This is a genomic window from Shewanella sp. MBTL60-007 (genome assembly GCF_019654915.1).
In the GTDB taxonomy this organism is placed as follows: domain Bacteria; phylum Pseudomonadota; class Gammaproteobacteria; order Enterobacterales; family Shewanellaceae; genus Shewanella.
The window spans coordinates 1-21,955 of sequence record NZ_BPET01000042.1 but is presented as its reverse complement, the minus strand read 5'-3'; the positions used below and the strand labels follow the sequence as shown (position 1 = coordinate 21,955).

15 protein-coding genes are annotated in these 21,955 nt (G+C 47.5%); 5 read left to right on the top strand and 10 right to left on the bottom strand.

All coding sequences use genetic code 11. From position 1 onward, the window contains the following. Positions 1-127: 127 nt before the first annotated feature. The gene (locus K5Q92_RS15920; RefSeq protein ID WP_220769916.1) at positions 128-1,006 is read left to right on the top strand and encodes a universal stress protein; all 879 of its coding nucleotides are present in this window, start codon (positions 128-130) and stop codon (positions 1,004-1,006) included. A 79-nt stretch (positions 1,007-1,085) separates the two neighbouring features. Here K5Q92_RS15920 and K5Q92_RS15915 read toward each other — a convergent pair whose 3' ends face one another. The 8 genes from K5Q92_RS15915 to K5Q92_RS15880 all read right to left on the bottom strand — a co-directional run bounded on the left by K5Q92_RS15915 (position 1,086) and on the right by K5Q92_RS15880 (position 10,637). Then, a complete protein-coding gene (locus tag K5Q92_RS15915; protein WP_220769915.1) occupies positions 1,086-1,511 on the bottom strand; it encodes a nitrate reductase cytochrome c-type subunit in 426 nt (141 codons plus the stop codon). After that, entirely contained in the window at positions 1,508-2,416 is a 909-nt protein-coding gene (napH, locus tag K5Q92_RS15910; RefSeq protein ID WP_220769914.1) for a quinol dehydrogenase ferredoxin subunit NapH, read from the bottom strand. The genes K5Q92_RS15915 and napH overlap by 4 nt, the downstream gene beginning before the upstream one ends. Continuing rightward, on the bottom strand, positions 2,413-3,147 hold the full coding sequence (gene napG, locus K5Q92_RS15905; protein WP_220769913.1) for a ferredoxin-type protein NapG: 735 nt from the start codon (positions 3,145-3,147) through the stop codon (positions 2,413-2,415). The genes napH and napG overlap by 4 nt, the downstream gene beginning before the upstream one ends. Positions 3,148-3,207: 60 nt before the next feature. Next, positions 3,208-5,688 (bottom strand): nitrate reductase catalytic subunit NapA, encoded by a 2,481-nt coding sequence (napA, locus tag K5Q92_RS15900; protein ID WP_220769912.1) that lies wholly within the window; start codon positions 5,686-5,688, stop codon positions 3,208-3,210. Beyond that, a complete protein-coding gene (locus K5Q92_RS15895; RefSeq protein ID WP_220769911.1) occupies positions 5,678-5,953 on the bottom strand; it encodes a chaperone NapD in 276 nt (91 codons plus the stop codon). The genes napA and K5Q92_RS15895 overlap by 11 nt, the downstream gene beginning before the upstream one ends. Positions 5,954-6,308: 355 nt before the next feature. Next, entirely contained in the window at positions 6,309-7,424 is a 1,116-nt protein-coding gene (locus tag K5Q92_RS15890; protein ID WP_220769910.1) for a lipocalin-like domain-containing protein, read from the bottom strand. Beyond that, on the bottom strand, positions 7,421-9,976 hold the full coding sequence (locus K5Q92_RS15885) for an ABC transporter permease (RefSeq protein ID WP_220769909.1): 2,556 nt from the start codon (positions 9,974-9,976) through the stop codon (positions 7,421-7,423). The genes K5Q92_RS15890 and K5Q92_RS15885 overlap by 4 nt, the downstream gene beginning before the upstream one ends. After that, the gene (locus K5Q92_RS15880; protein WP_220769908.1) at positions 9,969-10,637 is read right to left on the bottom strand and encodes an ABC transporter ATP-binding protein; all 669 of its coding nucleotides are present in this window, start codon (positions 10,635-10,637) and stop codon (positions 9,969-9,971) included. The genes K5Q92_RS15885 and K5Q92_RS15880 overlap by 8 nt, the downstream gene beginning before the upstream one ends. A 318-nt stretch (positions 10,638-10,955) precedes the next feature. On the opposite strand from K5Q92_RS15880, the gene K5Q92_RS15875 reads away from it, so the two are divergent. After that, on the top strand, positions 10,956-16,256 hold the full coding sequence (locus tag K5Q92_RS15875; RefSeq protein ID WP_220769907.1) for a PAS domain S-box protein: 5,301 nt from the start codon (positions 10,956-10,958) through the stop codon (positions 16,254-16,256). A gap of 161 nt (positions 16,257-16,417) precedes the next feature. Next, positions 16,418-17,437, top strand: coding sequence for a two-component system response regulator (locus K5Q92_RS15870; RefSeq protein ID WP_220769906.1), 1,020 nt, complete (start codon positions 16,418-16,420; stop codon positions 17,435-17,437). An 83-nt stretch (positions 17,438-17,520) separates the two neighbouring features. Here K5Q92_RS15870 and ygfZ read toward each other — a convergent pair whose 3' ends face one another. Next, the gene (ygfZ, locus tag K5Q92_RS15865; protein WP_220769905.1) at positions 17,521-18,492 is read right to left on the bottom strand and encodes a tRNA-modifying protein YgfZ; all 972 of its coding nucleotides are present in this window, start codon (positions 18,490-18,492) and stop codon (positions 17,521-17,523) included. A 174-nt stretch (positions 18,493-18,666) separates the two neighbouring features. After that, entirely contained in the window at positions 18,667-19,896 is a 1,230-nt protein-coding gene (gene serA, locus K5Q92_RS15860) for a phosphoglycerate dehydrogenase (RefSeq protein WP_220769904.1), read from the bottom strand. A 255-nt stretch (positions 19,897-20,151) separates the two neighbouring features. On the opposite strand from serA, the gene K5Q92_RS15855 reads away from it, so the two are divergent. Further along, positions 20,152-20,766, top strand: a complete 615-nt coding sequence (locus K5Q92_RS15855) for a DUF2238 domain-containing protein (protein ID WP_220769903.1) — start codon at positions 20,152-20,154, stop codon at positions 20,764-20,766. 218 nt (positions 20,767-20,984) lie between these two features. Further along, a complete protein-coding gene (locus K5Q92_RS15850) occupies positions 20,985-21,650 on the top strand; it encodes a response regulator transcription factor (protein WP_220769902.1) in 666 nt (221 codons plus the stop codon). The last annotated feature ends 305 nt before the right edge of the window (positions 21,651-21,955 follow it).

Sequence of the window (21,955 nt, the reverse complement as noted above, 5' to 3'; positions counted from 1 at the left end):
GCCATCGCTCGATGGCTTTTTTATCATTTATCCAGTCTTGATCCGGATCATCAATCCTGTCGGTTTAACTGCAGTTAGCCTCAAACTTGTCTAAGCTAAAATCAGGGTATAGTAAGCGGAGACCGTGATGGACAAAGTATTCATTATTTCCCAGAGAGAAGAGGCCGAGGTCGATGCGATATCGGCGGGAGTGGAGCTTGCTAGAATGTTAGGTAAGCGCGCCGAGGTATTTGCTTATAGTTTTGAATATTTTGGCAATGCCGAGTATTACAACCCAAAATTTGTTGCTGTTGCACAAAAGCATATTATGCAGCAGCGAATGGCTAAGGTTGAGTTGGAGCTAGAGAGTATCGATGCTGCCGATACGCCAACCCATAGTGTCTGGAGCAAAGATCTTTATGAGCATGCTTGTCATCATTCAGACCGTCATGGCTTCGATCTTATAGTTAAATCTGTGCATCACGCCAACCATTACCTACCTGTTGACTGGAGCCTCATCCGTCATACTCGAGTGCCATTAATGCTACTGACCGATCATCCAGTAAAGAAGAGTAATACCGTGATGATGGCGTTAGATCTCGACAGTAAAAAAACCTTAAAGCAGCAGCTGAATCAAGCCGTTATTCGTCAAGCGACCCAGTTGGCAGAGGCGACAGGTTGTGAGCTACATCTTGCATTTGTGATTCGATTACCTCAGGTGATCCATGATATGGAGATCGTCGATACCTACGCCATGGTGAGGGAGGCAAAAGCTAAGCACCAAGCTTTGTTTGATAAGCTCAATATCGATCCTGAACGCATTCACATTACGGTGGGTGAGCCCGACTTGTGTATCTATCAGTTAGCCTGTAAGCATAAGGTGCGCTATTTAGTGCTTGGTGCGGCACAGCGTCAAGGCTTGTATGCTTTTGTGGTCGGTAATATGGCGGAATCGATATTAAGCCGTATCCGCAGCAATGTATTGGTGGTGCCTGCCCGCGAAGGGATGTTAGAGCCCTTAGAGTAAAGCGATTGCTAATAAGAGATGGAACATAAAAAACCACCTCAATGAGGTGGTTTTTTAATGGTTTAAAGCTAGTTAAAGCTTATTGAGCAGAGAAGTCGTTTTCGACTAGCTGCTGCTTGTTTTCCGCTTGTGGCGTATGGCACTGAGTACAGTTGTAGTACTCGTTATTTAACTTACCGTCTGCCAACATATGTGAAGGATCAACGGCTGTTGCTTTCATGCGCTTAGCTTTCGCTGGACTGTGACAGCTAATACAGCCATTTTTCTTCAGCGTGATTGGGTAATCCGCTTTGTGTGGGATCATCGGTGGCTGATGTACGAAGGTACGCTCGATAGACTTACCGCGCTTTGGATAAAGCGGCGCTGGATCGGCTGCACGAATATCTGTGATCTCAGACTTACCCAATGAACTGATGTTTACAGGTTCTGCTTGAGTGTTCGCTTGCTGACCAGAGCAAGCACTAAGCGCCATTACTAGCGCGGCTAAGGTGAGTACTTTTTTCATTGGTTGTTCTCCGCCTTTAGGGCAATTCGATTTTGATACTTTCGATTCTGAAACTGGAAAACGCGTTGGGCGCAAACGTCGATACAACGGCCACATTGAGTGCAATCACTGTCGAGTATCATTGGCTGCTTACCTTTGAGTGCAGGTTTTAAAACCTGTCTTTCAGGGCAAACAGTAAAACAATCCATACAGTTATCGCAGTCTTTGGCATTAACAGCTGATACTTTTACCGGGCTCACTTTACCCAGCAGGCTAAATAGCGCACCTGTTGGGCATAAGTGTCCGCACCATGCTCGCTCACTGATAAACAGATCCAGTAACAAGATGGCGGCCAAGATCCATAAGCCGCTGCCAGCGCCAAATAGCGCGGCGCGGTAAAGAACTGGCACGGGGTTGACCCATTCCCATACTGTCAGGCCAGTTATAATCGGCAAAAACAGTACGAGCGCAAGCAGGTAGTAACGTAAATTTCTTGGCATCTCAGAAGTGCGAGGCAAGTTCAATTTACGTCGTAACCAGCTGGCAAGATCTGTCACCATATTCACTGGGCAGACCCAGCTGCAAAATACTCGGCCACCTAATATTGCGTAAAACAGCGCAATAATCGCGGCGCCAAGTACCAGACTAAGCTCGGGTAAGTGGCCAGTTAGTAATACTTGCAAGGTTGCAAGTGGATCTGACAATGGCACAACGCCAAAGAGTTCGCTGGCAGAGAGGTTGCCCTTAAGCAGCCAAACGCCAGCCCACGTTGCGATGAAAGGGCTAAGGGCAAACAATGCAAAGACACTGACTTGGCTTATACGACGTAAGAACAAGAACTTGTGGGCGCGCCACCAGCCTAGCTCTTTTACCGCCGCAGCAGCAAAGCCACGTGTTGTCGGTTTTTGCTTTAGTGTCTGGCTCATAGTTCAAGCCCCTTATTTAGCATCTCAAGCGTGGTCTCTTCGGTGTTGATATAGGTATCATGTGAAGCCGTTTTTCCTAACGCAATATGAGTCGGTAGTACCTTGATTGCAGCTTGCTCTAGTACACAGGCATGTTCACATTTCCCACAGCCAGTACAGCTGTCGCTGTTAACTGTGGGAAGAAACATGGCGTGGTGACCACTGCGCTCATTGTGTTGCATTTCAAGGGTGATGGCATCGTCAATTAGCGGGCAAACCCGATAACAAACATCACATCTCAGCCCTTTAAAGTTAAGGCAATTTTTCTCGTCTATAAGGACTGCAATCCCCATTTTGGCGTCTTCAATATCAGTTAACTCATGGTCCAGCGAACCCGACGGGCAAGCTTTAACACAAGGGATATCTTCACACATCTCACAGGGGATTTTACGTGCGCTAAAGTAAGGGGTACCCGTTGGGACGCCCTCAAACCAGCGAGCTAGTTTGAGAGTGTCGTAAGGGCAAGCCTCTACACATAAGCCGCAGCGTACACAGGCCGAAAGAAAATCATCTTCAGTTAATGCACCTGGCGGTCGAATCGCGAGTGGGTCTAACTGACTAGATTGCTTAGCAACTGCCGTTAATCCCATTCCTAGTAAACCCATTGCGCAGCTAGCTTTTGCCGAAGTGGCTAAAAACTGACGGCGATTGACGCCTTTGGCTGTGACTTTACTATGATTGACCGTACTCATTTGCGTTATTTTTCTCCGCTTTTGCTTAAGCGATTAAAGTTAATTTTGTTAATGAAAGGCTTATGCTTTCATTACTTTAACTGGACACTTCTTGAAGTCTGTCTCTTTTGACAGTGGATCAGTCGCATCAAGTATTAACTTGTTGACCAGCTGGCGCGCATCGAAGAATGGCATAAATACCACGCCTCTTGGCGGCTTATTGCGGCCTTTAGTTTCCACTCGGGTTTTCACTTCACCACGAGGTGAGGCTACGATGACTTCATCGCCACGCTTTAGACCACGAGCTTTAGCGTCTTCTGGATGCATAAAGATCTGTGCATCTGGGTAAGCGCGGTAAAGTTCTGGTACACGTGCGGTCATTGAACCTGTATGCCAATGTTCAAGTACACGACCGGTAGACATCCAAAGATCGAACTCTTCGTTCGGCTCTTCAGCAGCAGGCTCAAACGGTAGCGCGAAAATCACCGCTTTACCGTCAGGCTTACCGTAGAAATCAAATTCCTTGTCGCCTTTCACATATGGGTCACCCTTAGAGAAGCGGCGTAGTGTTTCTTTGCCATCAACCACTGGCCAGCGAAGACCGCGTGTTTCATGGTAAGTATCGAAGTCAGCTAAATCGTGGGCGTGGCCGCGACCAAACTGGGCGTACTCTTCGAATAGGCCTTTTTGTACGTAGAAGCCAAATGCATCTGACTCGTCGTTGAACTCGCCCTTACACTCGCTGGCAGGGTACTTGTTGACGACGCCGTTGGCGTAAAGTACGTCAAATAACGTTTTATCAGCCAGTTCAGGTTGCTTAGCAATTAGCTCTGCAGGCCATACTTCAGACACTTTAAAGCGCTTAGAGAACTCCATTAGCTGCCAAAGATCAGACTTAGCGCCCTCAGGTGCTTTAACTTGCTGGTGCCACATGTGAGTACGACGCTCTGCGTTACCGTATGCACCTTCTTTTTCTACCCACATAGCGGTTGGTAGAATCAAGTCAGCTGCCATTGCCGTAACAGTTGGGTATGGATCAGATACTACGATGAAGTTTTCTGGGTTACGGAAACCTGGGTACATTTCATCGTTAATGTTTGGACCGGCTTGCATATTGTTGGTACACATAGTCCAGTAACAGTTCAGCTTGCCATCTTTAAGCATACGGCTTTGCAGCACCGCGTGGAAACCTGGCTTTGGCGGAATGGTGCCAGCAGGGATTTGCCATAGCTTTTCAGTGATTTCACGGTGCTTAGGGTTTGCTACTACCATGTCAGCTGGTAGACGGTGAGCAAAGGTACCGACTTCACGTGCCGTACCACAAGCTGATGGTTGACCGGTCAATGAGAACGGGCTGTTGCCAGGGGTAGCAATCTTACCGGTTAACAAGTGAATGTTGTAAAGCATGTTGTTGGCCCACACACCACGGGTGTGCTGGTTGATACCCATGGTCCACAAGCTCATCATCTTCACGTTTGGATCGGCATAAGCTTTCGCCATTAACTCTAGCTTTTCTGGCTCAACGCCACTCATTTCTGCCGCGTACTCTAATGTATAAGAGCTAACGAACTTAGCGTATTCGTCGAAGCTGATAGGCTTAGACTTACCGTTACCAGGGTTCTTGGCTTTCTTCTCAAGCGGGTGATCTGGACGCAAACCGTAACCGATATCGGTTGTACCTAGGGCAAATTTAGTGTGCTTATTAACGAAGTCTTTGTTCACTGCATCGTTTTGAATGATGTAGTTAGCAATGTAGTTAAGGATAACTAGGTCAGACTGTGGGCGGAACACCATCGCGTTGTCAGCTAAGTCAAAGCTACGGTTTTCAAACGTTGAAAGCACGTGCACGCGACTATTCGGGTTGCTTAAGCGGCGATCTGATAGACGAGCCCAAAGGATTGGGTGCATCTCAGCCATGTTAGCGCCCCAAAGCACAAATTGGTCTGCAGCTTCTAAGTCGTCGTAACAACCCATAGGCTCATCAATACCAAAGGTACGCATAAAGCCTGCTACCGCAGAAGCCATACAGTGACGGGCATTGGGGTCGATGTTGTTCGTTAGGAAACCGGCTTTATGAAGTTTAGAGGCGGCGTAGCCTTCCCAAACTGTCCACTGGCCTGAACCAAACATACCAACCGCAGTTGGGCCCTTAGTCTTAAGGGTGTTTTTCCACTTGTCAGCCATGATGTCAAAAGCGCTATCCCAGCTGATCGGGGTGAATTCGCCTTCTTTATCATATTGACCGTCTTTCATACGTAGAAGCGGTGTGGTTAGACGATCCTTACCGTACATGATCTTAGAAAGGAAGTAGCCTTTAATACAGTTAAGGCCTTTGTTCACAGGGCTTTCAGGGTCACCTTTAGTGGCCACTACTTTGCCATTATCTGTGCCCACAAGAACACTACAACCTACGCCACAAAAACGGCAAGGTGCTTTGTCCCACTTGATGTTATCTTTTTGCTCTGCAGCTTCGACTATCTTAACTGGCAGAGTTGCACCTACGGCTGTTGCGGCTGCAACGGCGGCGTTGGCTTTTAGAAACTCGCGACGGCTAATGCTCATGGTGTTCCTCACTCTTTTGTTCTACTGGATCGACTTGATGATAAATTAGACTGCTATTTAGTACGCCTTCTAAGGCGTTTATTGCTTCTACGCTATCGAGGATGGCGCGTTGGCTACCACCTTCAACGGTGACCACAAACTTGCCCTCATCGGTAACGGCGTGAATTTCGGTGCCTTCAAGAGCAGATATTCTGCTTTTTATCTCAGTCACAGCATGGGGCGCAGCGTGCACCACTAGACTGGTAATATGAAACTCTTGGCTCATCTTTATACCTTTTATGATTTTGACGACTCCATCGTTGCCGAGTGGCGTCTATGTTATCTAGCAAGGTTAGTATCGAGTCTAGACCTCATAATAATTGTGGGTATACCTCGCAAGGGGTATTGGCTTTTTTTGTAGACCAAGATCAACTTTTTGGTGTTGATCTAGTTCACAAATCTATCAATAAATACTGGTGTGGTGTTTAAAAAATGCTCGTTTGGAATGTTAGCTTGCGCTGTATTAAAAAGGCAAGATATTCAAAAGCTTATTTCTTGATAATGATTTTTATTTACACACATGTGGCGACGTAAACAGAATGGGAATATATCTGTGGCAAGGTATGTTGTTTGATTATTGTCTAATAACCGGTTAGCTCCATGTAACCAAGACCCTTGTGACTACCGCTAATCTTGATTGGTCCTTCCCAATAGGCAACGGACAGCGGCATGCTCGAGTCTAGGTTGAGCGCTTGGGTCGTTAATTGGATGTTTTCGGAGGGGATGGCGATTTGCCAACTTATTGGGTAGCGTCCCGATTTTGTCTGCTGCCAAGCCGTTGGGATCATCGAGATCTCTTTACTTGTAATATTGTGGCCGCGGCCATCGCGATACATGCGCCTGCCGCTGTAGAAATCTTGTTTATCAGCGTTTTTTTGCCTTAGCTGAAACAACATTAGCGTAGACCCATCATCTAGTCTTAAGGCGAACCAATCCCAACCTTGCTGAGTTTTGGCAAGAAACTGCGAGCTCCACTCTCTATCTAGCCAGCCATCACCGCTGACTTTTACCGTCTTTCCATTTCGCTCTACAGTGCCACTGACCTCGATAAAAGGTTGGCTGTAGTAGTAGCTCGCGACTGTGCCAGCTGCATTTTTCTGGCTATAGCCGTTATCGCCTTGAAGCTGGAAGGGCGCCTGACTATCAAGTTTGAGTTGGTAGCTAAAACTGTCGGTGGTAACCGATAGTGTGGCCGGAAATAGTTGATTATCGTCACTGCGCCACTGCCAGCCATCTTGTTTAATAACTAAGGGGCTTACTTGAGTGCCAGCAAGGGCTGGGCTGCCTCTAGACCATTTTTCCTTGGCGAGGTGCAGAGTCTTGCTAGTGATTGCTGTATGAGACATATAGAGCTGTTGAGTCTGCCAACTCGATTGGACTGCGTCTTGTTTCGTCGCCTCTGCATCAAAGTTTGGAGGGGAGAGAGCAATACGAAACTGGGTCCATTGTAGGCCTAGGTGCTCTCCAGAGGCGGTTTTTAGATTAGCGGTAAGATACCACCACTCCTGTCTGAAATCTTCATGGGCCTGGTGGTCGGCGGGAAAGGAGAATATTTTTCCCGGAATGACAGGAGCGTAGCCTTGGATGTTGCCATCGAGCAGCTGTCCCATCCCCTGTGGTGTGTCTGCGGTCGGTTTATCGAAAAAGCATCCACAGAGTGAAAAAGTCAAAAGCAGGCTACAAATTAATGGCCTCATAATATCTCCTGCTGCAAGCTGCTAATTAAGGGGCGACGGGTTTGCCACAACAGTGGCAAGATCACCGCTATTGCGCTGACAAGCATCGCGACTATTAGCACTCTGAAATACGCCTGCCAGTCCCAAACCATGGCGATACTCCAGCCAAAGGCCTGTAGGGTGACCTTATTTATCAGTAGGTAACCCAGTAGGGCACCGGTAGGCAGGGCTAGGAGGCAGGTAAATAGGACAATCAACAGCATCTGCCCCGAAACCAACCAGCGTAGTTGGCTGCGACTTGCTCCCAGCGCATAGAGTCTGGCAAGTGGGGCTTGTCTCGCTTGGGTCAGCATCAAGCAGGCGCTAAACAGGCCGATGGCGGCAACCAGTAAAGTTAAACTATTGAGCACTAAGGTGATAGAGAAGGTGCGTTTGAAGATTTGTATCGCACGCTGCTTGATTTTACTTTGGTTAAACATCTGCGCGGCGGGCAGTGACAGCTGGGTTTGCAGTATCGATTCTAGTTCGCTAATTTCACCAGCGTAATCCGCCGCAATGCTCGTTGGCATAATCGGTAACTGTAGCCGTTTCCAGGTCGCTTGACTGACGATGACCTGTCCGTTGGGATTGCCGTAATCATAGAAAATAGCGCCAATAGCCATTGGCGGTAGAGAGGCCTTTTCAAACTCGGGGAGGCTGATCTTGTCACCCACATTGAGTCGGTGCTTGATCGCCATCGGTTCACTGATCATCAACACCTTGCCCTCGAAGAGATCTTGCCAATGCTCATTAGACTGCACCTTAATCTGATTGCTATTTCGTAAGGAGTGGTCATCTCGGGTCATTAAACTCACTGGCGTTTGCTGGTATTGACTCGTGTGCAGCCACTGACCATAAATAGCACTGACATTGGTTAAGCTTGCCAGCAAGGTTTGAGTCTCGACCATTTTGCCGCTGGGGGGGCGGATGTACAGGTCGGCATAGAGTCTGTCATCGAGCCACTGCTTTAAGGTGATCTCAAAACTACCGACTAGAGTGTTCATCGAGATGTTGGCAGTCAGTGCTAATAGCATCGCCATCATGGCTAGGGAGAGTGGGGCGATAAGCTCTTTGCTCTCGGCGACACCATATTGCCATAGGCCTGGTGGAGTGGCTCGCTCAACAAGGGATAAGCCTGTTTGTAACACTAATGGCAAGAGTAAAGGAATGGCGATGGTGACTAGGCCTAACAGGGCTAGGCTATGTTGGTAGTCTTGTGTCAGCGGAAACAAGCCAGCCGCTAAAGCGAGCAGTAATAGGGCGACAACAAAGAGTTTTCCTTGTTGTTTTCGACCATGACTCTGCTGCTCGAAGCGACTCGCACTGCGCGCTAAAGGTTGTTTAGCCAGCTGGCTAAATAGCGGATAACAGGCGAGTAGTGCCGCTAAGAAGGTGAGGCCGATAGACTGATAGAGCCAGCTCCACTGCCAAACACCTGGCATCAGTCTCGCGCCGTAGAGTTGCTCAAGGGTGAGTGCAATCATAGGTTGCAACCAATGGCTGAGCTGCAGGCCCAGAATAAAGCCAACTAATGAGCCGATAAACACTAATATGAGTAGCTCAAACAGTAGGGCGAGTAGTAACGCTCGTTGAGGTACGCCCTGCTGTTGTAACTGCACCAATAGTTTTTGGCGTTTAAGTAGGCTGTAACGCACGCCGTTATAGGCGATAAATAGCCCAACGACAAATGCCAGTAGGCTCATGGCGCTTAGGTTTAGGTGAAAGCTGCGAGTGAGGCTCGTCAGGCCTTCGCCATCATCTTGTGGAGTAAGGTTAAAATACAGACTGCCTTGACCGTTAAAGGCCTGATTGACCGCTTGAGTGAGCGACTGGGCTTGACCAAATAATGCGATATAGCTGAGTTCTCCCCTGCGATTTAACAGCCGTTGTCCCAGTGAAATATCCATTAAGATGGCGCTGCCGAGTCCAAGGCTATCGTCTAGGCTAATAATTTTTAGCCGAGTGCCGTTAAGGGTCATACTGCCTTGAGGAGTGACTTGCGCACTAAAGCTTTCACTCATCAATATGTAGGGAGCTCCCGAGAGTAACTTACCGAGGGGGAGGTTGGCCGACAGTAGCGAAAGCTGACTTTTATCTGGGGTGTCTTCTGTTTGGCTTTTCGTTTGACCTTGGTTTTCTCGCTGGCTCTGTATCGACAGAGCCGCCACCAGATCGCTTGCTTGAATATCCCAGCGTTGCCCCGTTTCATCGGTGACGGTGCCGCTCAGTACCGCTAAGGCTCGATCGACTCCAGTTTGCTTTAGCGCAAAATAAACTGCCTCATCAACTGACTTCTTACCGCTTATCGGTGTGAGTAGTAGTTGCGCTCTTTGGCTTAGTAGCTCGGTTGCTTCTGAGTAACTGCGTATCGCATTTTCATTGGTGGCTCTGACGCCGATTAATAGGGTGACTGCGAGTATTAGCCCGACTAGAATCGCCCCGGCCTGTAGAGGTGATTTTAAATAGTGGCGTGTAAATACGCTCAGACTTAAGCGCATCGTAAGCCCCAGCTCCTGCCCGGCGAGGCTACTCATAGAGCTTACCATTCTCAAGGTGCCAACGCCTGGCCATAAAAGCTGCGCAGTCGCTGCTGTGAGTGACCATTAGAATAGCGGTGTTAGACTCTCTAGCGAGCAGACTAAGCAGGCTCATCACCTGTTGACCCGCTTTTTCGTCTAAGTTGCCGGTAGGTTCATCGGCCAATAATAGCCTTGGTCTATGGGCAAGTGCGCGGGCGATAGCAACGCGCTGCTGCTGACCGCCGGAGAGAGTTTCGACACTTCTATTTTTAACTTCGCTCAGACCGAGTTGCTCTACCAAATAGTCACACCAAGGGTTCCATTTTTGTTGGTTTAAGCGAAGAGAGAAGGCGATATTGTCTTTTACATTGAGGGGGGTTAATAGATTAAATTGCTGGAAAACCATGCCTAGGTGCTGACGCCTAAATTTGCTCCATTGCTTATCTTGCCAGCTTGCGGTGTCATTAGTGTTAATGAACAACTGGCCCTGTTTGATAAACTCGAAGCCGCCAATGACATTAAGTAGAGTGCTTTTACCACTGCCGCTAGGGCCGGTTAATGCAACTGTGTCAGCGGTATCTAGGCTAAGGCTAATATCATCTAAAACCTGATGGAATTTGTCTCCATCGTTAAATCCTTTTGAGACGCGATTCAGCCTGACAATCTCAGTCCCCATTACCACTCCTGTCGCTGTACTTTGACTTCTAATTCAAATATTAATCTAGCATGCTTTACTGATGTTGCAGCTCATTTTATATACGTTATTTATATTGAATGACGCTGTTTAAGGTGATTTAATGAACATGTTATTTCAAGCTCATCAAATAGTTAACACCATTAAAAGTAAATGGAGCCCTTTTAAAGGTGTTAAATCACAGTTTACCGTCTTTAATTGGTAAAGCCTGTGATAGGCATTTTTTATGTTCGAGAATAAAGGCCGCTGCTTGCTGTAGCACTATTAAACCAAAGCACTTCAACCAAAGCCCTGTGGATTATGGATATGAGCAGACTTCGTACATTTCGTAGCCGAATTTTGTCGCAAATGGCCCTGCCTCTGATTGCAATTATGGCAGTCGTTTTCGGTGTGAATGCATGGATTAATTATCAAGATGAAGAGCAGGATATATATCAGCACCTCAATCAAAAAGCCGAGAGTGCTGCGCTACGTCTGCAGTATTTTCTCATCACCGCCGAAACTGACACTCGCTCTTTTTCCGAATTTCTAACAGAGATGGGGAGTCCTGAAGAACTCGCCGATGAAGCTATGCTTCAACAACTGCTAAGACACCGCCTTGAGCGCTATAGTGACTTTTACGGCAGTGCCATCGCGTTTCAAAAAGGTTTTATCGAGGGGCGCGAGCTATATGCCCCCTATGCGCATCGAGAGCAAACCGAGATTAGTCTGATGGATATCGGCATCGATGGTTATGATTACACTAACGGTGAGTGGGATTGGTGGAGCAAGGCTATCGATAATCCTGACGGTTATTGGTCTCCCGTCTACTTCGATGAAGGAGCTGGTAACGCTTTAATGGTGAGTTTCTCCCAGCCATTTGGTGGCAAGCGACCTTTTTCCGGAGTGGTTACCGTGGATCTGGCGCTTAATTCTATTCCACAGATGGTGGGCGTATCGACTAAGCAGATAGTGGTGTTTGATGATAAGGGACAACTTATCTATCATCCTAATAACCGCTTACTCCTTGAGAGCGGTACCGATAAATGGTTATCTAAGTCCGATGAAAATCAACAGTTTATCGACTTGATTAACCGTGGTGAACTCGGTTATTCCTATATTGAGGATAGCGTGGGTGACAAATACCTAGCCAGTGTCGGTGTGGTTCCTGCCCTTAATTGGCGGGTGGCGGTTATGACTTCTGAGCGCCAGCTGTATGGCGAACTGCTCCGTGACTTTTTTTCTATAAGCCTTAACCTTTTTTTACTTTCTATCCTTCTTTTACTGACAGGTTATGTCACCTCTAGGCGTTTGACTCGGCCTATTGAGGAGTTGGAGGCCGGTATTGTAGCCTTTGGCGCAGGAGAAACTAAAAGGGTTAAAAAACCCCGTGGTGCGGCGAGTGAAATCGTTACTTTAACCGATAAGTTTAACGACATGGCCGAAGTGTTGGAGGAGCGAGAAGAGGCGCTGTTAGATTCACGAGGTAATCGCTTCGCTAAATTGATCGATGGCATGAGTGATAAGTCTTTCTATTGCTCAATTGAACCTAGTGGTCAGATAGCACAAGTGAGCGAAGGCGTTGAAAAAGTGTTGGGTGTGTCACCTGAGCTACTAAAGCGCAAGTACCAGAGGATGTTTTCAGACAATCCCATCAACGAGCTAAATTGGCAGTATATGGACCAGGCTTTACTTGGGGAGAATGTCCCGCCTCATCAGATAGAGATGATCGATGCCTTCGGTAAGTTGAGACGCTTAGATCTGTTTATGCAGCCTCTACTGTCTGACAACAAAGATCTGCTCTCCATTGAGATGCTATTTAATGATGTGACCGAGCAGTTTTCTGCTGTCGCTTGGTCAAATGCGGTACTCGAGTCTGCGCCTGAGGCGATGCTGATCGTTGAAGAGTCGGGACAGCTGGTATTTACCAATAGCCGTTGTCAGCAGTTGTTTGGTTACAGTGAGCAACAGATGTTGGCAATGTCTGTCGATGAGCTAGTCCCGGATGCGGTGAGAGGGGGGCATGCAAAGCTGCGGGCGCAGTTTATGGCTGAGGGGCGTGATCGCAAGATGGGGGCAGGCAGAACGTTGCATGCCCGTAGGAGTGATGGCACCGAGTTTCCGGTTGAGGTGAGCTTGGGCTTGCTACCCATTGCCGATGATGGCAAACGTCAGGTGGCCGCTACTGTTAGAGATATGACAGTTGAGCTTGAGATCGCTCAGCGGATCAAAGATAGCGAGAGTCGCTTTCGAGGCTTAGTCACTAATATCCCTGGTGCCGTCTACCGCACTCGGGTCGGTGAGACTTGGGTGATGGAGTATATCAGCGATAACATTAGCGAGATCACCGGATTTTCCGCATCGGACTTTATTGAAAACGCTAGCCGAAGTTTTGCGAGCTTGATTATCGAGCAAGATCTGGATGACACAACCAGAGCCATCGAAGAGGCACTGCTAGAGCAAAAAAGCTTCGAAGTTCAATACCGAATCAAACACAGAGATGGCAGCATCCATTGGGTTCATGAAAAAGGCAAGGCGAGTTACAACGATGATGGGCTCGCGCTTTGGTTCGATGGTAGCATTCACGACATCACCAATAGTAAGTTAGCCCTAGAGGAAATAGCTCAGTCTCAACAGCAGTTGGAGACGATTACCGAATCGATTCCAAGCACGGTTTACCAGTTGCATTGGTGCCGTAGTGGTGAGCGCAGGTTTACTTTCCTTTCCAGCGCTTGTATCACCACCTTAGGTTTTCACCGTGATGAAGTTTTAAATAACTTTGAGCGAGTGGCCGAGTGTATTATCAAAGATGAGCGCTCGCATATTATTGAGGCGCTCTCGGGCAAGAGTAGTAAAGGGCTACAGTGGACCGAAGAGTTTAGGTACCGCCACCCTATCGGAGACATCCGTTGGCTTCAGGCTGGGGCTAAGGGGGATCTGCAAGCCGATGGCTGTATTATCTGGAACGGTTACTTGATGGATATTACCGATCGTAAACAGATAGATAAGGAGTTAGAAGAGCGTGAGGCTCACTTTAGAGCGCTGTTTGATAATGCTGGTATTGGCATAGTCAATGTCGATGAACGCGGCAATATTCTCGACTGTAATGAGCAATTTAGTCTGTATATGCAGATAGATGTCGCCGATTTGAAGAGTTGTTCTTTCTTTGATTTTCAACATCTAGACGATCGGGAAAAGGCCAGAGAAGTGTTTGCCGGGCTAGCCGAGGGTGGCCGCGACAATATGTTCACCGAGCTAAGATTGCTTAATCAATCTGGCGAGTGTATCTGGATGGATATCACCCTAACGAAGCTGCAAGATCCCGATGGCCAATTAACCTCAGTTGTGTTGTCTATGGCCAATATCACCTCACTGAAGCAGCTTTCTGAAGAGCTTAAGTTGGCTAAAGACAGTGCCGATGCCGCCAATCAGGCTAAGAGTGACTTCTTAGCCAATATGTCCCACGAAATTCGCACTCCGATGAATGCCATTATCGGCATGTCACAGCTCTGCTTGCAGACAGAGCTAGATGCTAAGCAGCAAAACTATGTGCAGAAAATTGATAGAGCTTCTAAATCTTTGCTGGGGATCATTAACGATATTCTCGACTTTTCTAAGATAGAGGCTGGCAAGCTTGATATTGAGTCAGTCCCCTTTCAGCTCGATATCCTGCTCGAGGACTTGAGTGATATGTTCTCAGTCAAGGCCACCGATAAGCGGCTTGAGTTGCTGTTTGCCGTTGCGCCGAACATTCCAAGACTCCTGCAGGGGGATCCACTGCGCCTAAGTCAGATACTGATTAACCTGATGAGTAATGCGATTAAATTTACCGAACAGGGGGAGGTGCTGCTTTCCATTAGCCTGCTAGAGCGTATCGAAGATGACATTGTGCTTAGGTTTAGTGTCCGTGATAACGGTATTGGTCTTACGGAGGAGCAGCGTGAACGACTGTTTAAGTCCTTTAGTCAGGCTGACACCTCAACCACTAGAAAGTATGGTGGGACGGGCTTAGGTTTGGCAATCAGTAAGCAGTTGGTGGAGCTGATGGGGGGCGAAATCGGTGTTGAAAGCCAATTTGGCAACGGTAGTACCTTCTACTTTAGCGTGAGGCTGAAGGTTGCCGATAACCAGTTGTTAAAAGTGAAACGTGAGATCGAAGGGATGCGGATCTTGGTGGCGGATGATAACGCGACCGCTAGAGACATCATGCGTACCACCCTTGAGAGCATGGGATTCGAGGTTGATACCGTTAAGAGTGGTGCCGAAGCGATTGAGCGTTGCCAACATACAGACTATCCGGTGGCGCTGATCGATTGGTCGATGCCGGAAATGAATGGGATCGAAGCCGCCCAAAAAATTCTAGCAGAGCGAGATAATCCACCGAAAATATTGATCGTCTCGGCCCATGCTAATGCCGATTTCATCGAGCAGATAGAAAACAGTGATATAGCCAGTTACATCACCAAACCTATCAGTGCTTCACGCCTTCTTGATGGCATCATGTCTTCTCTTGGTAAAAATGGCGCGATGGCGGTTCGTCGTAAAGGGAGTGACATTAGCCAAGAGTTGCTAGGACAGTTGCAGGGCAAGCGAATTTTGTTGGTTGAAGATAATGATATGAATCAGGAGGTCGCCACCGAATTTCTTGAGCAGGTTGGGGTGGTGCTATCCATTGCAGAGAATGGTCAGGTGGCGCTGGAGAAGCTGGCGATGCAAAGCTTCGATCTGGTGTTAATGGATTGTCAGATGCCGATTATGGATGGCTATCAAGCCACGCGGGAACTGAGGAAAATGCATGGGTTAGAAAAGTTGCCTGTAATCGCTATGACAGCTAACGCCATGGCGGGTGATAGAGAGATGTGTTTGCGAGCCGGTATGAATGATCATATTGCTAAACCTATCGAGGTGGCGAGACTCTATAGTACCTTGCTGCAATATTTAGGTGACAGTCAGCTGGATATCTCGGCAACAGATTTTGATATTAAGCAGAGCGAAGGGGGACTGTTTTGGCCGCAGCATGAGGCGATAGATATTGATAAGGGGTTGCAGCTGGTACAGAACTCTGTGCGGCTATATCGAAGAATTTTCGAACGATTCTATAGTGGTAAAATCCATATTGCCCAAGAGATAGAGTCAGCACTTAGCCAAGGTAAAGCCGATGAAGCGATCCGCTATGCTCATACCCTTAAAGGGGTGTCGGGTAACTTGTGCTCGACCGCATTGGTGAAGCTCGCAAGTCAACTAGAGGCTAAGCTGCTCGATTCACCAACGGCGGATGTAACAGCTGAACTGAGTCAGATTGCCGAGTTAACGACATCGATATGCGCGGCCATAGCGAGCTGGAAGGCGGATCTAGATGGCGAAGGTGAACTAGTGGTGAGTGCTACGTCAGTGTCTCCGTTGTCGGATAAGGAACTAAGTGAAGAAGTGACACTGTTACTGCAGATGTTAGATGAGGCCGATTCTGATGCGGTTGAGAAAATAAATGAGATCAAAGCTCGGGTCTCGCCATCGCTATCGCAGAAGATGACTCCCGCAGTGACCATGGTCAACGGCTACCAGTTTGATGAGGCGGCGGAGCTGATTCAAGCCTTGTTTAGTGATAACAACAAGGCAAGTTAGCCGAATAAGAGCCTATTAATAAAATTATTAGCGAGTGGGTATTGGAGCGTTAAACAGGGGCTCTTAGTAAGGAGCGTTTGTACGAGATAGTGCTTAGCAAGCGAGCAGGAATGCTTGGCTATACTTGAGAGAGTTTTAGTACTAAAAGGAGAGAGGGTTAAATGGACAAAGCCACCATTTTAGTTGTGGACGATACCCCTGAGAATATTGATATTTTGGTTGGGATCTTAGGGAGAGACTATCGAGTCAAGGTGGCGATCGATGGTCCTAAAGCCCTTGCGTTGGCGAGTAAAACCACTCCAGATCTTATTCTTTTGGATGTGATGATGCCGGGCATGAATGGTTATGAGGTGTGTAAGCGCCTTAAGCAAGCGCCACTAACCTGCCATATCCCAGTCATTTTTGTGACCGCGCTTACAGAGGTTTCCGATGAGACTCAAGGGTTTGAGCTTGGCGCCGTTGATTACATTACTAAGCCTGTTAGTGCACCAGTCGTGAAGGCGAGGGTGAAAACCCACCTAGCCCTGTATGATCAGAAGCGTTTACTGGAGCAGGAAGTCAAGGCGCGTACTAAAGAGCTTGAAGAGACGCGTTTTGAGATCATTCGCCGTCTTGGCCGCGCCGCCGAATATAAAGATAATGAGACCGGCCTACATGTGGTCAGGATGAGTCATTATGCACGTTTATTGGCCGCGCAGTCTGGTCTGCCTGAACGTTATTGCGAGCTTATTTATAATGCGGCGCCTATGCATGATATTGGTAAAATTGGTACACCAGACTCTATTTTAAAAAAGCCGACCAAACTTGATGACGCTGAGTGGCTGGAGATGCAGCGTCATGCGGAAATTGGCGCCGAGATCATCGGTGAACATAAAGATCCGCTACTGGAGATGGCGCGTCGAATCGCCTTGAGCCATCACGAGAAGTGGGATGGCAGCGGTTACCCCTATGGCTTGTCTGGTGAGGATATTCCTATTGAAGGGCGGATAGTGGCTATCGCCGATGTGTTTGATGCCTTAACCTCGATTCGCCCCTATAAGAAGGCGTGGACGGTAGAGGCGACTATGGCGTTAATAGAAGATGAGGCGGGAAAGCACTTTGATCCTGAGTTGGTGAGACACTTTAAACAGATAGTTGCTGAGCTGACTAAAATTCGCGATGACCATAATGAGTCTGAATAGTTTGAATCGATTCTGTGTTGATTCGTTGGGGCAAACAAAAAGGCGCATTAAGCGCCTTTTTGTTTTTCTGCTAAATCTACAAATTACTCTTGCTCTTCGAGGGAGTAAGGTAGAGCAATCAGGGTGAGTTCAGACTGGTCATCATCGGCAACTCTAAGCTTGGCATTGAGTTGAGTATCGTTAGCCAGTACGGCAGTTAATAACACTTGGCCATCACGTTGAACCGCCTCGATAATCGTTCCCGCACGGCGGTATCCTTCACCATCTTCCAGCGCTATCTCAAGCTGGCTGTCGTTCGTTAATGGTGCCGATACGCTGCCGCTAACAATGTAAAGTGCGCGCTTGTTACCACCGCGGTATTTCATTCTGGCAATCGTCTCTTGGCCCATATAGCAGCCTTTGTTGAAGCTAATGCCGTTGATAGCTTGCACGTTACACATCTGCGGTACGAATTGCCCCTGGTGACTGGCACCTAGGTTTGGATAGCCAGCAGCGATTTCCAGTGCCTGCCATGCAGTGGCATCGAAAATTGGCTGCTCGATAGTGCCGATGACTGAATCGGCTTGGCTTTGCTCAATCACGAGAATATAGCGGCCCGCATCGTGGATGATCATACCGCTATCGATTAATGTTAGCTCATCGTTAAGCTCGCCATATTGCGCCGTTAACCAAGCTTTAGCTTGCTCACCTGCCACACCAAGCAATAAGTAGCTATCACTAACATCAGTCAGTTCAGCCTTGCTAAAGACGGCGTACTTTTGCAGTTGAGGCAGATCCAGCGCCAAAGTATCTCTTGGCATCATCATAAATAGGCTGTCGCCTTTAGCAAAGGTTCTAAAGCTAGCTAGCATCTTACCCTTAGGGTCACAATGGGCACCCCAACGCCACTGATCTTGCTCGAGTGAGCTGATATCGGTCGTCACTTGGCCGTGAATAAAGCTGCGCCCCTGCTCTCCGGTGACCGAGATTAAACCTAAGTGCGTTAATTCTGAGAAAAGCAGTTCAGGTTGTTGCCCATTAAGAGGCCAAGTTGGCTGAGAAGTTGACAGGGTCATATGAAGATCCAAGAGTTAAACCAAAGAGATAATGATTGTACCGCTAAATTTGTACTGCGCAAGCGCAGTCGTTCAAACATTTTGTGCTTACGCAGATAAAAATAAAAGCCGCATAACCTCAGTTATACGGCTTAATTTTATGGCCGACTATATCGGCTTTATGTCACTAAGGTATCAGTGCAACAGGCGAGTTCTTATCGTGCCTTCAATCGCTTGCAGTTCCACTAATGCATCTTCAGCCTGATCAGAGTCGACTTCCATTACCACGTAACCGATCTCAGAGGTTGTCTGTAGATACTGAGCGGCGATGTTGATGCCTTTCTCTGCAAACGCCGAGTTAATCTGGATAAGAATACCAGGACGGTTATGGTGAATATGCAGTAGGCGAGAGGTACCAGAGTGCTGCGCAAGGGAAACCTCAGGGAAGTTTACCGCAGTCATGGTCGAGCCATTATCTGAGTACTTAGCCAGCTTACCCGCAACTTCGACACCGATATTTTCCTGTGCTTCTGCCGTGCTGCCGCCAACGTGAGGAGTGAGTAACACATTGTCTAGGCCGCGTAATGGGCTCAGGAATTCGTCATCATTAGACTTAGGCTCAACCGGGAATACGTCAATCGCCGCGCCCGCCAGATGTTCCTCTTTTAATGAAGCCGCTAAGGCGTCGATATCGACCACAGTGCCACGTGAGGCATTGATTAAAATGCTCCCCTTACGCATGCAGGCTAGCTCTTCATGGCTTATCATCTCTTTAGTCTGTGGCGTCTCAGGAACATGTAAGCTGACTACATCGGCAAGGGATAATACCTGCTGCAGTGAATGCACCTGTTGGGCGTTACCCAGTGGTAGCTTGTCTTCGATGTCGAAGAAAATCACTCGCATGCCTAAAGTCTCTGCAAGAATACCTAGCTGAGTGCCGATGTGGCCGTAGCCGATGACACCTAAGGTCTTACCGCGGGCCTCATAACTGCCAGAAGCGCTCTTTAGCCAGCCACCGCGATGAGCTAGCGCGTTACGTTGCGGAATACCGCGCAGTAACATGATTATCTCGCCAAGCACTAATTCTGCCACACTGCGGGTGTTAGAGAATGGTGCATTAAATACTGGGATCCCCAGTTTTTCTGCTGCCGATAAATTAACTTGGTTGGTGCCAATACAGAAACAACCAATGCCAACGAGTTTTTCTGCTTGGGATAATACTTCTTCAGTCAATTGGGTACGGGAGCGAATACCAATGAAATGGGCATCTTTAACCGCTGTGTGTAGTTCATCTTCGGCTAGCGATGCTTTGTGATATTCAATGTTGCTATAACCCGCACGTTCAAATACATCTACCGCAGATTGGTGGACGCCTTCCAACAGCAGGATCTTAATTTTATCCTTGTCCAGCGAATGTTTCGCCATGATTTTTGTACCCTTCTATTTATTTGTATTATGTATACTTAATGCCACCGCAAAGACGACTAAACTCTACGTTGTAGGTGTGGTTTGGGTATAGACTGTCAATGTACTAAGGACTGTAAAGCCTTCACAACCGAAATTTACTTCGAAAGCGTAACAGAGGTAACAAAGTAGCACTTTTCTTTGTGGCTGTGGAGGGCTAGATGGCTAAAGTGTTTATTCTTAATTTAGAACAATATGGTATATAAGGAAGATATTTTGAATAAAAGTGCTGCATGGCTAGTGATATTCTTCGTCGTATTGATCTGGTCTGGGATCAATCCAAAGGATCAATTTACTTGGTTTTTAGAGGTGGCACCGGCCTTAATTGCATTGCCAATTTTGATCTATACCCGTAAAAGCTTTGCCTTAACCAGTTTGGCCTACGGCTTGATCTTAATTCATTGCATTATTTTGATGGTAGGCGGGCATTACACCTATGCCGAAGTGCCGCTGTTCGATTGGATTAGCGACTGGACGGGTGGGGAGCGTAATAACTACGATAAGGTTGGGCATTTTGCCCAAGGCTTTATTCCAACCATTCTGGCTCGAGAGGTGTTTATCCGCTTGAATGTGGTTAAGGTTGGTGCCTGGTGTAATTTTTTAGCTGTCTGTTTTTCTTTGGCATTTTCAGCTTTTTACGAGCTGATTGAGTGGTGGGTTGCCGAGTTGACAGGAGAAGATGCCGAGGCATTTTTAGGTACTCAAGGCTATGTGTGGGATACGCAGTCTGATATGGCGATGGCATTAATCGGTGGCATATCGGCAATAGTACTCCTCAGTCGTTTGCATGATAAGGCGTTGAGAACAAAGCTTAAGTTAGAGAAATTATGATAGGCTGAACGGATACTAAGGAATTTAGAAAGGCAAGATTTCATCTTTTTGCCTTCAGCGGGCTACATGATGTGTCTCGTAGGGATGAATAAAAATAATGCCGCAGTAAAAGCGCTATTTCAGGTTGCAGGCTCTCATGTTATCTCAGATTCGATTCTGACTTAACATTGAAGTTTGTTCTATTTAGCGGACAGGCAAAACTTTTCAGGGAAAAAGTGATGAGTAAAATTGATGAGGTTGTCTTTCTTCATCAGGTGGCATCTCCTTGCCACTTAGCAATTCTAGCGGAGTCAATAGGACTTAAAACACGCGTCCTATCCAGTGTCGAACAGTTAGAAGCTAATGCTAACGTGAATAGTTTTTATCTGTTATCACAACAGGGAGCCGCACTCGATGCTAGTGGTATCCCGCTTATTGCCAGTCAATTGGTTAAGCATGTCCCTGTCGCCCTATATCAAGTCGAGCGAGAACAGCTAGCCGCCGATGCCGCTTTATTAATGGGACTCCGTGGTTTGTTATTTAGCGAAGAGCGTATGGACCTCCTTTTGACGGGGTTGCGTAAGATGTTGGCCGATGAGCTGTGGTTCGACCGCCCCCTTATGAGTCAGATGTTACGCCAATTGATCCGCCGAGTCGAAGCACCGGATGAGTCATCAGGGCAAAGCTCGGAAATGTTGCAACTGCTAACCAAACGAGAGAAAACCATTATCCAGCTGGTATCAAGTGGTGCGCGTAATAAAGAGATTGCTAACACGCTGAACATCAGTGAGCACACAGTTAAAGCACACATCTCCTCTATTTTTAGGAAGACTCAAGCGAGAAATCGAGTCGAGCTGTTACGTTGGGCGCAATCATTTCAGAGTCAGTTTATAGTCGCAGGGTAAAGGCAAAGACGGGGGAAGCGGGTTAGAGCCGATAAAAGCTAAGATTGGGAAAGCCGAGAAAGGCCGGAAAGGCTGAGATGGGAAAAGCTGAGAAAGGCCGGAAAGGCTGAGACGGTAAGAGCAGAGACGGATAAAGCCGGTAAAGATAAAGCGGAAAATCAAAAGATCACAACTTGACGCTGTTGGCTTTTGCTTTTCCTAGCAGGGCGCAGCCCGCTCTAGCCGCGAAGCGCTCTAGAATCTAGATTTTATAGCAATAGAAGGTCCTAGGTGCTAGGGAAAGCAGGTTCTAGGAAAAGATAAAG